Annotated in this window: 14 protein-coding genes, 2 pseudogenes and 1 riboswitch; of the genes and pseudogenes, 8 read left to right on the plus strand and 8 right to left on the minus strand. The window is 59.9% G+C overall.

Going from position 1 to position 14962, the window contains the following annotated elements; all coding sequences use genetic code 11:
• Positions 1 to 10: 10 nt before the first annotated feature.
• Both ABLU73_RS01100 and plsY read right to left on the minus strand, forming a co-directional pair.
• Positions 11 to 112, minus strand: a pseudogene (locus ABLU73_RS01100) (hypothetical protein); the annotation flags it as partial.
• Between the two features lie 149 nt (positions 113 to 261).
• Positions 262 to 879 carry a glycerol-3-phosphate 1-O-acyltransferase PlsY gene (plsY, locus tag ABLU73_RS01105; protein WP_004205257.1) on the minus strand — a complete coding sequence of 206 codons (618 nt, stop codon included), beginning with the start codon at positions 877 to 879 and terminating at the stop codon, positions 262 to 264.
• A 107-nt stretch (positions 880 to 986) separates the two neighbouring features.
• On the opposite strand from plsY, the gene folB reads away from it, so the two are divergent.
• Both folB and bacA read left to right on the plus strand, forming a co-directional pair.
• Positions 987 to 1370, plus strand: coding sequence for a bifunctional dihydroneopterin aldolase/7,8-dihydroneopterin epimerase (folB, locus tag ABLU73_RS01110; protein ID WP_004150923.1), 384 nt, complete (start codon positions 987 to 989; stop codon positions 1368 to 1370).
• A gap of 198 nt (positions 1371 to 1568) precedes the next feature.
• Positions 1569 to 2390 carry an undecaprenyl-diphosphate phosphatase gene (gene bacA / locus ABLU73_RS01115; protein WP_004205255.1) on the plus strand — a complete coding sequence of 274 codons (822 nt, stop codon included), beginning with the start codon at positions 1569 to 1571 and terminating at the stop codon, positions 2388 to 2390.
• An 11-nt stretch (positions 2391 to 2401) separates the two neighbouring features.
• Here the strand turns inward: bacA and ABLU73_RS01120 are convergent, their stop codons facing one another.
• On the minus strand, positions 2402 to 3643 hold the full coding sequence (locus ABLU73_RS01120; protein ID WP_017899740.1) for a multifunctional CCA addition/repair protein: 1242 nt from the start codon (positions 3641 to 3643) through the stop codon (positions 2402 to 2404).
• 61 nt (positions 3644 to 3704) lie between these two features.
• A complete protein-coding gene (locus ABLU73_RS01125) occupies positions 3705 to 4325 on the minus strand; it encodes a TIGR04211 family SH3 domain-containing protein (protein WP_004205252.1) in 621 nt (206 codons plus the stop codon).
• A gap of 214 nt (positions 4326 to 4539) precedes the next feature.
• Between ABLU73_RS01125 and ABLU73_RS01130 the strand changes: the two genes are divergently transcribed.
• Genes ABLU73_RS01130 through hldE form a run of 3 tightly spaced genes read left to right on the plus strand, consistent with a single transcriptional unit; the run spans position 4540 to position 10188 of the window.
• On the plus strand, positions 4540 to 5838 hold the full coding sequence (locus tag ABLU73_RS01130; protein ID WP_032456631.1) for an inorganic triphosphatase: 1299 nt from the start codon (positions 4540 to 4542) through the stop codon (positions 5836 to 5838).
• A 20-nt stretch (positions 5839 to 5858) separates the two neighbouring features.
• Complete coding sequence (glnE, locus tag ABLU73_RS01135; protein WP_004205250.1) at positions 5859 to 8696, plus strand: bifunctional [glutamate--ammonia ligase]-adenylyl-L-tyrosine phosphorylase/[glutamate--ammonia-ligase] adenylyltransferase; 2838 nt, start codon at positions 5859 to 5861, stop codon at positions 8694 to 8696.
• 58 nt (positions 8697 to 8754) lie between these two features.
• Complete coding sequence (hldE, locus tag ABLU73_RS01140; RefSeq protein ID WP_064187774.1) at positions 8755 to 10188, plus strand: bifunctional D-glycero-beta-D-manno-heptose-7-phosphate kinase/D-glycero-beta-D-manno-heptose 1-phosphate adenylyltransferase HldE; 1434 nt, start codon at positions 8755 to 8757, stop codon at positions 10186 to 10188.
• Positions 10189 to 10268: 80 nt separating this feature from the next.
• Here the strand turns inward: hldE and ABLU73_RS01145 are convergent.
• Positions 10269 to 10415: pseudogene (locus ABLU73_RS01145) on the minus strand (hypothetical protein); the annotation flags it as partial.
• Between ABLU73_RS01145 and glgS the strand changes: the two are divergent.
• Positions 10407 to 10604: a cell surface composition regulator GlgS gene (glgS, locus tag ABLU73_RS01150; protein WP_004205248.1), complete on the plus strand. Its 198-nt coding sequence runs from the start codon at positions 10407 to 10409 to the stop codon at positions 10602 to 10604. The pseudogene ABLU73_RS01145 and the gene glgS overlap by 9 nt on opposite strands.
• A gap of 34 nt (positions 10605 to 10638) precedes the next feature.
• Here glgS and ABLU73_RS01155 read toward each other — a convergent pair whose 3' ends face one another.
• Positions 10639 to 10911, minus strand: a complete 273-nt coding sequence (locus tag ABLU73_RS01155; protein WP_004174355.1) for an accessory factor UbiK family protein — start codon at positions 10909 to 10911, stop codon at positions 10639 to 10641.
• Positions 10912 to 11031: 120 nt separating this feature from the next.
• Positions 11032 to 11183, plus strand: a riboswitch (FMN riboswitch).
• Between the two features lie 105 nt (positions 11184 to 11288).
• Between ABLU73_RS01155 and ribB the strand changes: the two genes are divergently transcribed.
• Positions 11289 to 11942: a 3,4-dihydroxy-2-butanone-4-phosphate synthase gene (ribB, locus tag ABLU73_RS01160; protein ID WP_017899745.1), complete on the plus strand. Its 654-nt coding sequence runs from the start codon at positions 11289 to 11291 to the stop codon at positions 11940 to 11942.
• A gap of 63 nt (positions 11943 to 12005) precedes the next feature.
• Here ribB and zupT read toward each other — a convergent pair whose 3' ends face one another.
• The gene (zupT, locus tag ABLU73_RS01165; protein WP_017899746.1) at positions 12006 to 12776 is read right to left on the minus strand and encodes a zinc transporter ZupT; all 771 of its coding nucleotides are present in this window, start codon (positions 12774 to 12776) and stop codon (positions 12006 to 12008) included.
• A 185-nt stretch (positions 12777 to 12961) separates the two neighbouring features.
• Here zupT and ygiD point away from each other — a divergent pair, with 185 nt between their 5' ends.
• Entirely contained in the window at positions 12962 to 13753 is a 792-nt protein-coding gene (ygiD, locus tag ABLU73_RS01170; protein ID WP_004205244.1) for a 4,5-DOPA dioxygenase extradiol, read from the plus strand.
• Between the two features lie 44 nt (positions 13754 to 13797).
• Here the strand turns inward: ygiD and ABLU73_RS01175 are convergent, their stop codons facing one another.
• Positions 13798 to 14958 (minus strand): glutathionylspermidine synthase family protein, encoded by a 1161-nt coding sequence (locus ABLU73_RS01175; protein WP_004205243.1) that lies wholly within the window; start codon positions 14956 to 14958, stop codon positions 13798 to 13800.
• Positions 14959 to 14962 lie beyond the last annotated feature (4 nt).

The following is a 14962-nucleotide window of genomic DNA, read 5'->3' on the forward strand; positions in this document are numbered from 1 at the left end:
CCGCTCCGGATTATTCACCCGGATAATCATTGCCGTCAATATCCTGATCCGCTGCCTGGCCGCGGCGGAAAAGGCGCCAGCGGGGGGGACGCCGCGCCGCTGGTCGCTGGCGTGATTTTTGCTGAGGGTCACCGCTAACGCATTGTTACAAAAGAGGGATGTGGTGAAGATCGCCAATCATGACGACGTAAGGCGAAAAGGCGGGTGAGACAGGTAAATAGAAGCGGCGATCCCTCCGGCTGGCGGGGCCGGGAGGGGAGATTACTTCTCTTCTGGCGTTTTTTTCTTCTTCACACGCGTCCAGATTTTGCTCTCCTGGCGGCGCCACAGACGCTGAATGTTGTCGTGATGGCGCAGGAGGATCAGGCAGGAGAGCATCGACACCGGGAAGGTGTACTGCGGTTTAAACCACCAGACGTAGAACGGAGCGATCAGCGCGCTGACGATAGCGCCAAGGGAAGAGTAACCGCTGAGCAGGATGGTCAGCAGCCAGGTCCCGGCCATCACGCCGGTCAGGTCGAGGCCGATGGGGGCGATAGCGCCGAAGGCCGTGGCGACGCCTTTACCGCCGCGGAAATGAAAGAAAACCGGCCAGATATGGCCCACGCAGGCGGCAATCGCCACTAAACCCAGCCAGAACGGCGTCAGGCCCAGCGCCCAGGCGCCCCATACCGGCAGCATGCCCTTCAGCACATCAAAAATAAGTACCGCTACGGCCGCCCCTTTTCCGCCAATTCGTAGTACGTTAGTGGCCCCGGGGTTGCCTGAGCCGCTGTCGCGTGGGTCGGGCAGGCCAGCAAGGCGACATACCAGAATGGCGCTGGAAATGGAGCCGCAGAGGTAGGCGAGGAGTACCAGTCCAGGCGCGATTGCACTCATAACGCTGTTCCGTTTTGAAAATGTCGTTGTATTCTCTGCATCTGTGGATAATACGCATAATTCGCCGGAAGTGGTATCCGGTTTAGCTAAAAAGCAGGCAGGGCGTGATGGATATTGTATTTATAGAGCAACTTTCGGTAATCACCACCATTGGTGTTTATGACTGGGAACAAACCATTGAGCAGAAGCTGGTGTTCGATATCGAAATTGCATGGGATAACCGCAAGGCGGCCGCCAGCGATGATGTCAGCGATTGCCTCAGCTATGCTGATATCAGCGAGCGCGTCATCGCGCATGTTGAGGGGGGAAAATTCGCGTTAGTGGAGCGGGTGGCGGAAGAGGTGGCCGACCTGCTGCTGGAGACATTCCAGTCGCCATGGGTGCGCATTAAAGTCAGCAAACCTGGCGCCGTGGCTCGCGCGGCAAACGTCGGGGTGATTATTGAACGTGGCCTTAATCTGAAACAAAACTTTTCAGGTCATACTTGTTAAACAAATTGCGTTTATACCGGTCATAGCATCCGGTCATCAGGCAATTTTACTGGCGATCTTCTACCAGAACGGCAGGCGAATCCTTGTGTACGCCGTGTATGCTGCGGATTGTGCGCCCTCTGGCAGTCGGGTTGTGCCTGTTGAACGATACCGTGTTCCTGGTTTTTTTCATTTTACTTTTTTAAAGGGTTTAATTGGATGAGCGATATACACTCGCTGCTGGTGGCGGCAATATTGGGTGTGGTTGAGGGGTTGACAGAGTTTTTACCTGTTTCCAGTACCGGTCATATGATTATTGTTGGTCACCTGCTGGGGTTTGAAGGTGATACGGCAAATACCTTTGAAGTGGTTATTCAGCTAGGCTCGATACTCGCCGTGGTGGTCATGTTCTGGCGTCGCCTGTTCGGCCTGATCGGCATCCATTTCGGCAGGCCGCCGGAGCACGAAGGCAAAGGCAGCGGTCGCTTGTCGCTTATCCATATCCTTCTCGGCATGATCCCCGCGGTGGTAATGGGGCTTATTTTCCACGACACCATTAAGTCTTTGTTTAACCCGGTAAACGTGATGTACGCCCTGATTGTCGGCGGTGTGCTGTTAATTGCGGCGGAAGTGCTGAAGCCGAAACAGCCGCGCGCGGTCGGGATTGACGATATGACCTATCGTCAGGCGTTCGTTATCGGCTGCTTCCAGTGCCTGGCGCTGTGGCCGGGCTTCTCCCGCTCAGGGGCGACCATCTCCGGCGGCATGCTGATGGGCGTCAGCCGCTACGCGGCGTCGGAATTCTCATTCCTGCTGGCGGTACCGATGATGATGGGCGCCACGGTGCTGGACGTCTACAAGAGCATCGGCTTCCTCAACATGGGCGATGTCCCGATGTTTGCCGTCGGCTTCGTGATGGCGTTTATCGTGGCGCTGATTGCGATTAAAACCTTCCTGCAGCTGATCAAACGGATCTCGTTCATTCCGTTCGCTATCTACCGCTTTATCGTCGCGGCAGCGGTTTACGTGGTCTTCTTCTAAGGCCTGCGCCCTCAGCCTTGCGGCTGGGGGCAACGCTGTTCCTTCCACTGCGCCACCGCCGCAATTCTCCGCCGCGTCAGCTCCTCGCGAATTTCCGCCCCTTTAAACCCCGCCGCCACCACCTCTTTGGTGGAGACCGACCGCGCCACTTCCCAGGCCTCTAATAGCAGGCGCCCCTGCGGATAATCGCTAGCCTCGAAACCGGTGCGCCCGCGAACGTCGGCTTCGCTGGTGAGGGCGATCTGCTGCACGCGCTGCGGTTTACGCCAGGCGTCAATGCTGTCGAAGAGTTTGACGAGGGTTTTCGGCTGCAGGATCGGCAGGGTGTGGATCAGATCATGATACTCCGCCACCAGTTTCGCGAGATCGCGGATATCGTTCGGCACCCGCAGACGCGCGCAGAGCTGCTCCACCAGCTTGACTCCCGCCGGGCCATGGCCGTGGTGACGCGGCCAGAGCGCTTTCGGCGTCAGCCCTTTGCCGAGGTCATGGCATAGGGTGGCGAAGCGCACATCGACGTCCGGCGACAGCATCGCGGCCATCGTGACGGTCATCAGGGTGTGCAGGCCGGTGTCGATTTCCGGGTGCCATTTGGCCGGGGCCGGCACGCCGTACAGGGCGTCAATCTCCGGGAACAGCACCTTGAGGGCCTGGCAGTCGCGCAGCGTCTGAAAAAAGACCTGCGGGTTGCGGGTGGTCAACGCGCTTTCCGTCTCTTTCCACACCCGCTCCGGCGTTAAATGGGCCAGTTCGCCGGCCTCAACCATGGCGGCCATCAGGGTCTGGGTCTCTTCGGCAATGCGAAAACCGAGATGGGCATAGCGGGCGGCAAAGCGCGCCACGCGCAGCACGCGCAGCGGATCTTCGCTAAAGGCGGGGGAGACATGGCGCAGCAGACGCTGGCGGAGATCGTTTTGTCCACCGTAGGGGTCGATAATTGCGCCGTCGGCGTCCTGGGCGAGGGCGTTGACCGTCAGGTCACGGCGCAGCAGATCCGCTTCGAGGGTGACGTCCGGGGCGGCATAGCAGGTAAAACCGGTATAGCCTGCGCCGGATTTGCGCTCGGTGCGGGCCAGGGCATACTCTTCCCGGCTTTGCGGATGAAGGAACACGGGAAAGTCGCGGCCTACCTGCTGATAGCCCGCGTCAAGCATCTGTTGCGGGGTGGCGCCCACCACCACCCAGTCTCGGTCTTTGACCGGCAGTCCTAACAGCGCGTCGCGCACCGCACCGCCGACCAGATAACTCTTCACGCCTGATTCTCCCGTATCTGTTTTTTGCAAGATGATACGTAAGTCTGGCAGAGAAGACGAATTAGTTCATCCACCGGTCTTTACGTTTGCGGCTTGGCACCAGATGCGGCAGCACCAGACCCAGCAGCAGACCGACGCCCAACACGCCGCCGCCGTACATAAACCACTGCATGATAATGGTGCGCTGTTTGTCATCAAGCTGCAGATTCGCCGCATTCACCTTCTTCTGCGCGACAACCAGCTCATTTTTCAACTTTTGGTTCTCGTCTTTCAGCGCGTTGATCACGCTGTCGCTGCCGGCGACTTTCTTCTGCATATCCGCCGTGCGCTGGTTCCAGGTGGCGTCGATATTATTCAGCTTATCGGTCAGCGTTTTGACCTGGTTTTCCAGATCAGGGACGCGGGTGCGCAGGCTGGGCTCGTTGCTCAGCTCTTTCAGCGGGATCCAGGCGGTACGCCCATTGGCGTCGCGGATCTGCGCGTAGCTGGTGCTGTCGTTGGTTTGCAGCACCGCCACTTCTTCCCCGGCGTTGATGGTGCCGACCAGACGATAATTATCGCCCGGGCCGCTGCGAACCCAGGTGTTCAGCTCATCGGAAACGTAGCGCTTTTCTTCTGCGTGAACCGCCGTGGCGGCGCTAAGCGCGAGCAAAGTAAAAGTAATCAGGCGTAATTTTGGCATCAGGTCATCGTTTGGTCATAAAAAGTGGAACGATAGTAGAGGCATCGCCAGAGCGACGCAAAGTTTTCCGCCACAATCGGAATCATCCAGGAGGTGGCCCGGCAAAAAGCGCGTTGCATGGCGATTCGCCGCAAAATACTATCTACTGACAAAAAATATCGTCGTAAGTTCGCCGCAATTTGTCGGCGCAGCACAGAAGCGGAAGAATTCAGTCATGGCTCAAGAAATCGAACTTAAGTTTATCGTCGCTCAGGATGGGGTAGAGACGCTGCGCGAGCAGCTCAATGCGCTCGAGGCGAAACATACGCCCGCGGGCCAGTTGCTGAACATTTATTACGAAACCGCCGATAACTGGCTGCGTCGTCACGACATGGGGCTGCGCATCCGCGGCGATCAGGGGCGTTATGAAATGACGCTGAAAATCGCCGGTCGGGTGGTGGGCGGCCTGCACCAGCGCCCGGAATACAATATTCCCCTGGATAAACCGGAGCTGGCGCTTGAGCGCCTGCCGGCGGAGGTTTGGCCGCAAGGGGAACTTCCGACCGCGCTGGCGGAGCATGTCCAGCCGCTGTTCAGCACCGATTTTGCCCGTGAACGCTGGGTGATCCAGGAAGGAAAGAGTGAGATTGAGATTGCCCTCGATCGCGGCGAAGTGAAGGCGGGCGAGCATCAGGAGCCGATCTGCGAGCTGGAGCTGGAGTTGCTCGCCGGGGAGACCGCCGATCTGCTGCGCTTCGCGCAGCGTTTGCTGGAGAGCGGCGTCCTGCGTCAGGGGAGCCTGAGCAAAGCCGCGCGCGGGTATCATCTGGCGCAAGGCAACAATGAGCGCCCGGTGGCCCGGCTGGCGGTGCTGCCGGTGGCGGCGAAGGCCAGCGTGGAGCAGGGGCTGGAGGCGGCGCTGGAGAGCGCCCTGGCGCACTGGCTGTATCACGATGAGGTCTGGCTGCGCGGCAACGCGAAAGCTAAAGCGGAAATCCTGCTGGCGTTGGCCCGCGTGCGCCATGCCCTCGTGCTGTTCGGCGGCATCGTGCCGCGGAAGGCGACCACCCACCTCCGCGCCTTGCTGAACGACGCCGAAGCTGCGCTGCTGGCCGCGGACACCGCCGAGGAGGCGTTATTCCGCACCGAGGTCGTCGCCGCCAAACTGGCGCTGACCGAATGGCTGGTCCAGCGCGGCTGGCGTCCGTTCCTCAACGAGGCGGGAGAGAAAAAAATAGCCGGATCGTTCAAACGGTTTGCCGATATTAACCTCTCGCGGGTGGCGGCCGAGCTGCGCAGCGCCGTGCAGCATCTGGCGGTTGAAGATGCCGCCGACCAGTTGCCGAAGCTGTCCCGCGATATCGACAGCGTCCAGCTGCTGGCGGGCGCCTATGGCGACGCCGTCGCGCCGTGGCTGGAGAACTGGCAGGAGCTTCAGCGTGCGATAGAGCATGACGACCGCAGCGTCTTTGAATATTTCCGTCGCCAGGCGCTGGCTGCCGAGCCGTTCTGGCTGCATAGTGGAAAACGATAATTACAGGCCAGGGAGCCCCTATGATGCCGCTTTCTTCGCAGTTACAGCAGCACTGGCAGACGGTCGCTGACCGCCTGCCAGCGGATTTTCCCGTCGCCGAACTGAGCCCGCAGGCCCGGTCGGTGATGGCGTTCAGTGATTTTGTCGAACAGAGTGTGATCGCCCAGCCAGGCTGGCTGAACGAGCTTGCGGACTCCTCGCCGGAGGCGGAAGAGTGGCGGCATTACGAGACCTGGCTGCAGGATCGCCTGCAAGCGGTGGCTGACGAAGCGGGGTTGATGCGAGAGCTGCGTCTTTTCCGCCGCCAGATGATGGTCCGCATTGCCTGGGCGCAGGCGCTGTCGCTGGTAAGCGAAGAAGAGACGCTGCAGCAGCTGAGCGTCCTGGCAGAGACCCTGATTGTCGCCGCTCGCGACTGGCTGTATGCCGCCTGCTGTAAGGAGTGGGGAACCCCCTGCAACGCCGAGGGTCAGCCGCAGCCGCTGCTGATCCTCGGGATGGGAAAGCTGGGCGGCGGCGAGCTGAACTTCTCTTCCGATATCGATCTGATTTTTGCCTGGCCTGAGCATGGCGCCACCCGCGGCGGCCGCCGCGAGCTGGATAACGCCCAGTTCTTTACCCGCCTGGGGCAGCGGCTGATCAAGGCGCTCGACCAGCCGACGCAGGACGGCTTTGTCTATCGGGTGGACATGCGCCTGCGACCGTTTGGCGACAGCGGGCCGCTGGTGCTCAGCTTTGCGGCGCTGGAGGATTATTACCAGGAGCAGGGCCGGGACTGGGAACGCTACGCGATGGTGAAAGCGCGGATCATGGGCGATAACGACGACGCCTACGCCAGCGAGCTGCGCGCGATGCTTCGCCCCTTCGTCTTCCGCCGCTATATCGACTTCAGCGTGATCCAGTCGCTGCGTAACATGAAAGGGATGATCGCTCGCGAAGTGCGGCGTCGCGGGCTGAAAGACAACATCAAGCTCGGCGCCGGCGGGATCCGTGAAATTGAGTTTATCGTGCAGGTCTTTCAGCTGATCCGCGGCGGTCGCGAACCTGCGCTGCAGCAGCGGGCGCTGCTGCCGACGCTGGCGGCGATTGATGAGCTGCATCTGCTGCCGGAAGGCGACGCGGCGCTGCTGCGCGCGGCCTATCTGTTCCTGCGCCGGCTGGAAAATCTGCTGCAGAGCATCAACGATGAGCAGACTCAAACTCTGCCTCAGGATGAACTGAACCGCGCCAGGCTGGCGTGGGGGATGCATACCGATGACTGGGAAACGCTGAGCGCGCAGCTGGCGAGCCATATGGCCAGCGTGCGGCGGGTGTTTAATGAGCTGATCGGCGATGATGAGGCTCAGTCGCCGGATGAGCAGCTCGCCGAGTACTGGCGCGAGCTGTGGCAGGATGCGCTGGAAGAAGATGACGCCAGCCCGGCGCTGGCGCATTTAAACGACGCCGACCGCCGCAGCGTGCTGGCGCTGATTGCCGATTTCCGTAAAGAGCTGGATCGGCGCACCATCGGCCCGCGCGGCCGCCAGGTGCTGGATCAACTGATGCCGCATCTGCTGAGCGAAATCTGCTCGCGCGCCGATGCGCCGCTGCCTCTGGCTCGGATCACGCCGCTGTTGACTGGGATCGTCACTCGCACCACCTATCTTGAGCTGCTGAGCGAATTCCCCGGCGCGCTGAAGCACCTGATTACGCTCTGCGCCGCGTCGCCGATGGTCGCCAGCCAGCTGGCGCGCCACCCGCTGCTGCTTGATGAGCTGCTGGATCCCAACACCCTCTATCAGCCGACGGCGACCGATGCCTATCGCGATGAGCTGCGTCAGTATCTGCTGCGGGTGCCGGAAGAGGATGAAGAGCAGCAGCTGGAGGCATTGCGCCAGTTCAAGCAGGCGCAGCAGCTGCATATCGCCGCGGCGGATATCGCTGGCACGCTACCGGTGATGAAGGTTAGCGATCACTTAACCTGGCTTGCCGAAGCCATCCTCGACGCGGTGGTGCAGCAGGCATGGGGACAGATGGTGGCCCGCTACGGCCAGCCGACCCATCTGCACGATCGCCAGGGGCGCGGCTTCGCCGTCGTCGGCTACGGCAAGCTCGGCGGCTGGGAGCTGGGCTACAGTTCCGATCTCGACCTGGTGTTCCTCCATGACTGCCCGCCGGAGGTGATGACCGACGGCGAGCGGGAGATCGACGGCCGTCAGTTCTACCTGCGGCTGGCTCAGCGGATCATGCATCTGTTCAGCACCCGCACTTCGTCCGGTATTCTCTACGAAGTTGACGCCCGGCTGCGCCCTTCCGGCGCGGCGGGGATGCTGGTTACCACCGCCGACGCGTTTGCCGACTATCAGCAGAACGAAGCCTGGACATGGGAGCATCAGGCGCTGGTGCGCGCTCGCGTGGTCTATGGCGACCCGGCGCTGCAGGCGCGATTTGACGCCATTCGGCGCGATATTCTGACCACCGTGCGGGATGGTGCGACCCTGCAGACCGAGGTTCGCGAGATGCGCGAGAAGATGCGTGCCCACCTTGGCAACAAACATGCCGATCGTTTTGATATCAAAGCCGATGCCGGTGGGATCACGGATATTGAATTTATTACCCAGTATCTGGTCCTACGCTATGCCAGCGACAAGCCAAAGCTGACCCGCTGGTCTGATAACGTGCGTATTCTCGAGCTGCTGGCGCAGAACGACATCATGGACGAGGAGGAAGCGCGAGCTTTAACGCACGCGTACACCACCTTGCGTGATGCGCTCCATCACCTGGCCCTGCAGGAGCTGCCGGGACACGTGGCGCCGGAGGCATTCAGCCGGGAGCGTGAGCAGGTCAGCGCCAGCTGGCAGAAGTGGCTGATGGCTTAACTATAAAATCGGGTGTGCTATTATCGCGCGCAAAGTTTGCGTCTCGCAGGAGAGAGTCATGAAAGTAACGCTGCCGGAGTTTGAACGTGCAGGAGTGTTGGTGGTGGGTGATGTGATGCTGGACCGCTACTGGTACGGCCCCACCAGTCGTATTTCCCCGGAAGCCCCGGTGCCGGTGGTGAAGGTGGAAAATATCGAAGAACGTCCTGGCGGCGCGGCAAACGTAGCGATGAACATTGCCTCCCTGGGGGCAACGTCGCGCCTGGTGGGATTGACCGGGATTGATGACGCCGCTCGCGCGCTGAGCCAGGCGCTGGCCAACGTCAATGTGAAGTGCGACTTCGTCTCCGTCCCGACTCACCCGACCATCACCAAGCTGCGGGTGCTGTCGCGCAACCAGCAGCTGATCCGCCTCGACTTTGAAGAGGGCTTCTCCGGCGTTGATCCGCAGCCGATGCACGAGCGCATTCAGCAGGCGCTGGGCGCCATTGGCGCGCTGGTTCTCTCGGATTACGCCAAAGGGGCGCTGACCAGCGTCCAGACGATGATCAAGCTCGCCCGTGAAGCAGGCGTGCCGGTGCTGATCGATCCGAAAGGTACCGATTTCGAACGCTATCGCGGCGCAACGCTGCTCACCCCGAACCTCTCTGAGTTTGAAGCGGTGGTGGGCAAGTGCCAGGATGAAGCGGAGATCGTTGAGCGCGGCATGAAGCTTATCGCCGAATTCGAACTGTCAGCGCTGCTGGTGACGCGCTCAGAGCAGGGGATGACGCTGCTGCAGCCGGGGCGTCCGCCGCTGCATATGCCGACCCAGGCTCAGGAAGTGTACGATGTCACCGGCGCCGGCGACACGGTGATTGGCGTACTGGCGGCGACCCTGGCGTCCGGCAACACCCTGGAAGAGGCCTGCTATTTCGCTAACGCCGCGGCGGGCGTGGTGGTCGGTAAGCTGGGTACATCCACCGTTTCCCCTGTCGAGCTGGAAAACGCGGTCCGCGGCCGGGCTGAGACCGGCTTTGGCGTGATGAGCGAAGAAGAACTCAAACAGGCGGTTGCGGCGGCGCGCAAGCGCGGCGAGAAAGTGGTGATGACCAACGGCGTCTTCGACATTCTGCACGCCGGCCATGTCTCCTATCTGGCGAATGCGCGCAAACTGGGCGACCGTCTGATCGTGGCGGTCAACAGCGATGCCTCCACCAAACGACTGAAAGGCGAAACCCGCCCGGTAAACCCGCTGGAGCAGCGGATGATCGTGCTGGGGGCGCTGGAGGCGGTCGACTGGGTGGTCTCCTTCGAAGAAGATACACCGCAGCGCCTGATTGCCGGGATCCTGCCGGATCTGCTGGTGAAAGGCGGCGACTACAAACCGGAGCAGATCGCCGGCAGTGAAGAGGTCTGGGCGAACGGTGGCGAAGTGCTGGTGCTCAACTTTGAAGATGGTTGCTCAACCACCAACATTATTAAGAAAATACAAAAAGATAGCGAAAAATAACCGTTTCGCTATTCCCCCGCCATAACGGTGCGGCATCACGGCCTGCGATAGCGATATCGCGGGCCGTTTTTATTTAATGATGTGGAAAATGATTTGGCGCAATAAATAATCATATTAAGCGCATTTTTCGTACAAATGGCGTTAAGGTAAGCGTAAATACTGAAGTGAGTAAAAGGCATATGACTGATCAGAACATCCACCGCTGAAGGAGTATGCGCATGAACCATAACGACATGTATTCAATGAAGAATTTTGATTTTTTGGCACGAAGTTTCGCCAGAATGCACGCCCAGGGCCAGCCAGTTGATCTTCAGGCCATTGTCGGCAATATGGATGAAGAACATCGTGAATGGTTTTGCCAGCGCTATGAACTGTACTGCCGTCAGGTGAACAGCCCGGCGGAAGCCGCACACTAAGCCAAAGCAAACGGGCCCCTGAGGGCCCGTTTTTTTACTGCTGCTCTTCGCTGCCAGGCGTCGTCGCCGGGCGGTTTTCGAGGTCATTCAGGCGCTGTTCCAGCAGCGCCAGTTTTTCCCGGGTCCGCAGCAGAACCTGAGTCTGCACGTCAAACTCTTCGCGGCTGACCAGGTCCAGACGGGTCAGCTGCGACTGCAGCGCCTGGCGGATTTTCTTTTCAACATCCTCACCCAGATCGCGAAGTCCTTTTGGCATCGACTCATGGACCTGGCGGGCGATTTGTTCAATTTTTTTCGGGTCAATCATGGTGGTTTCCTGCTCGGGTCGGATGATTGATCATTGTAGTGCGAACCAGGCCGCCTATAAACCAGAAATGTTTGAAGCTTATGCATTGCCGAGGATAGTCAATAGCGTTATAGTTATCTCGCTTATTCTCAGGGCGGGGCGAAATTCCCCACCGGCGGTAAATCAACCATGGCGTTGAAAGCCCGCGAGCGCTTCCCGTGACTACGGGAAGGTCAGCAGATCCGGTGTAATTCCGGGGCCGACGGTTAAAGTCCGGATGGGAGAGAGTAACGGCACAGTCGGGCCCAGGCCCGCTCGCGTTGACTTTTGCCGCTAAACCGGCGCTCCTAAGACTGCCCTGATTCTGGTAACCATAATTTTAATGAGGTTTTTTTACCATGAATCAGACGCTCCTTTCTTCTTTTGGTACCGCTTTTGAACGTGTGGAACACGCTTTGGACGCCCTGCGCGAAGGCCGCGGCGTGATGGTGCTTGACGATGAAGACCGTGAAAACGAAGGCGATATGATCTTCGCCGCCGAAACCATGACCGTAGAGCAGATGGCGCTGACCATTCGTCACGGCAGCGGCATTGTGTGCCTGTGCCTGACCGAAGATCGCCGCAAACAGCTGGATCTGCCGATGATGGTGGAGAACAACACCAGCGCCTACGGCACCGGATTTACCGTCACCATCGAAGCGGCGGAAGGCGTGACCACCGGCGTTTCCGCTGCTGACCGCGTGACCACCGTCCGCGCGGCGATTGCCGACGGCGCGAAACCTTCCGATCTCAACCGTCCTGGCCACGTTTTCCCGCTGCGGGCGCAGCCGGGCGGCGTACTGACCCGCGGCGGCCACACTGAAGCCACTATTGACCTCGTGACCCTCGCTGGCTTCAAACCGGCAGGCGTGCTGTGCGAGCTGACCAATGACGATGGCACCATGGCGCGCGCGCCGGAGTGCATCGCGTTCGCTCAGCAGCACAATATGGCGGTGGTCACGATTGAAGATCTGGTGGCCTATCGTCGCGAACATGAGCGTAAAGCCAGCTAATCAGCGGCTCACAACGCCAGTGAAAACAGCCCGCTTATTAGTGGGCTGTTTTGTTTCTGTGCCTTAACCGATGCCCATCGTCTGGAGCACCACCAGACTCAGCCCCATCACCGACATCCCGCACAGGACGCCATAGCTCGGGTTGCTTTGCGGATCGATCTCTTTCGCCAGCGGCATCAGTTCATCGACCGACAGCGCCACCATAATCCCGGCGACGGCGGCCATGATCGCGCCCATGACCATCGGCGAGACCAGGCTACCCAGAATCAGCCACGCCAGCACGCCGCCCAAAATCTCCGCCATGCCGGAAAGACCGGCCCAGAGCACCGCCTTACTGCGCGATCCGGTGGCGGCATATACCGGCCCGGCAACGGCCAGTCCTTCAGGAATATTGTGCAGGGCGACGGCAAGCGCCACTCCCATGCCAAGCTCGAGGTTGTTGCTGGCCGTGACATAGGTGGCGATCCCTTCCGGAAAGTTATGCAGGCTGATACCCAACGTCAGCAGAATGGCGGTGCGGCGTAAATTGCGCGGGCGCGGCGCGGCGGGGGTCATCAAATCCTGCGGGTGGGCATGCGGCAGCAGGCGATCGAGACCAAAGTAGCCCAGCAGGCCGAAAACAAACATTCCGTAGCCGAGCAGCGGCGACATGTCCTCGGCGGCCAGCGCGGCAGGCAGCATTTCCATCAACGAAATCAACAGCATGATCCCGGCGGCAAAGCCGAGGGAGAAGCCCAGCAGGCGGTTAGAGGGTTTCTGGCCAATCACGCCGAAAATGGCGCCTATAAAGGTTGCGCTACCGGCTAACAGCGTCAATATTAAGGGTGATGACATCGCTTCTCTCCCTGCGAAAAAAGTGCATAGGAGTATATTGCCTGAGGATGCGCGTACGGGACAGCTCCCTTTACCGCGAATTACATTCAAATTTTCTGACGATCATCATCATGGTTATCTGAGTTTATCCTGGCGCAAAAGCGCGTAATGTGAGCACATCACATTGACACCCTAAGGATATCATCATGTCCCGTACCCGAATGCCCGCGTTGTTTCTCGGCCATGGCAGCCCAATGAACGTGCTGGAAGACAACCGCTATACCCGCGCCTGGGCTCACCTGGGCGAAACCCTGCCGCGTCCGAAAGCGATCGTGGTGGTCTCTGCGCACTGGTTCACGCGCGGTACGGGCGTGACGGCGATGGAGGCCCCGAAGACCATTCACGACTTCGGCGGTTTCCCGCAGGCGCTGTATGACACCCATTACCCGGCGCCGGGCTCCCCGGCGCTGGCGCAACGGCTGGTGGAGCTGCTCTCGCCGGTGCCGGTCACTCTCGATAAAGAAGCCTGGGGATTTGACCATGGCTCGTGGGGCGTGCTGATCAAGATGTATCCGCAGGCGGATATCCCGATGGTTCAGCTGAGCATCGACAGCACCAAACCGCCGGCCTGGCATCTCGAAATGGGGCGAAAGCTGGCCTCGCTGCGTGATGAAGGGATTATGCTGGTGGCCAGCGGCAACGTGGTGCACAACCTGCGTACCGCCCGCTGGCATGGCGAGAACACGCCGTATCCGTGGGCGGAGTCCTTCAACAACTACGTGAAGGCGAATCTGCAGTGGCAGGGCCCGGACGATCAGCACCCGCTGGTTAACTACCTGGCACACGAAGGGGGCTCGCTCTCCAACCCCACGGCGGAGCATTTCCTGCCGCTGTTATACGTGCTGGGGGCATGGGATGGCGTTGAGGCGATTTCGACCCCGGTCGATGGCATCGAGATGGGTTCGCTGAGTATGCTGTCGGTGGTGGTTGGCGCCTGATAAAAATTGAGCTCCGGCGGCGGTATCGTCGCCGGAGCGCGACATTATTCGACGAAAATGTGCGGATAGAAACGCGACAGATCCTGGGTAATCAGCGCCCGGTCTTCACGAATGCCGATCCCGGCGGGCTGATCGTTGATGAGCCAGCTGCCAATCAGCGTGTAGCTGTCACCAAACTTCGGCAGCGGGTAAAATTCCTGCACGATAGTGCCTTCTTCCCCATACGGACCTTCCACCGACTCCACCACCTTGCCCTGTTCAACGATCGACACGTTGGCGCCTTCGCGGGAGAAGATCGGCTTAATGACGTACTTCTCCATCTCCGGATGGGCATCTTCGCTGAAGTAAGCCGCCAGCAGATTCGGGTGATTGGGGAACATTTCCCACAGCATCGGCAGCAGCGCTTTGTTGGAGATGATGCTCTTCCACGCCGGCTCCAGCCAGCGAACGCCGGCGTCTTCCAGCTTGGTGGAGAACATCTCCCGCAGCATAAACTCCCACGGATAGAGCTTGAACAGGTTGCCAATCACCTGATCCTGGAGATCGGTAAACTGGCCTTTTTCACCCAGCCCAATATCTTCGATGTAGAGGAATTCCGTCGCCAGCCCCGCCTCGGCGGCGCAATCCTGCAGATATTGCACGGTGCCGCGATCTTCAACGGTATCGCGGCAGCAGGCCATATGCAGCAGCTGGAAGCCAAACTGCTCGCGCAGCTCACCGAAGCGATCGATCAGCTTCTCCTGCAGGCTATTGAACTGGTCGCTGCCCGCCGGCAGCTTGCCGGCGTTGAGCTGGTCTTCCAGCCAGATCCACTGGAAGAAGGCCGCTTCATACAGCGAGGTCGGCGTGTCGGCATTGTTCTCCAGCAGCTTCGGCTCGCCGACGCCATCCCAGGCCAGGTCGAGACGTGAGTAGAGTGACGGCTGGTTGGTTTTCCACGACTGGCGCACAAAGCCCCAGGTGTGTTTAGGGATGCGGAATTTGGCCATCAGCTCATCGCTGGCGATCACTTTTTCCACCACCTTAAGACACATCTGATGCAGCTCGGCGGTGACCTCCTCCAGCTTTTCCACCTGGGCGAGGCTCAGCTTGTAATAAGCCTCTTCGCTCCAGTAGGGCTCGCCGTACATGGTGTGGAAGTTGAAGCCGTATTCGGTCGCTTTCTCGCGCCAGTCCGGGCGCTCGGTAATGCTGACTCTTTCCATGTTG

It is taken from the genome of Klebsiella sp. GG_Kp175, from assembly GCF_040062325.1.
Classification (GTDB): Bacteria; Pseudomonadota; Gammaproteobacteria; order Enterobacterales; family Enterobacteriaceae; genus Klebsiella; species Klebsiella quasipneumoniae.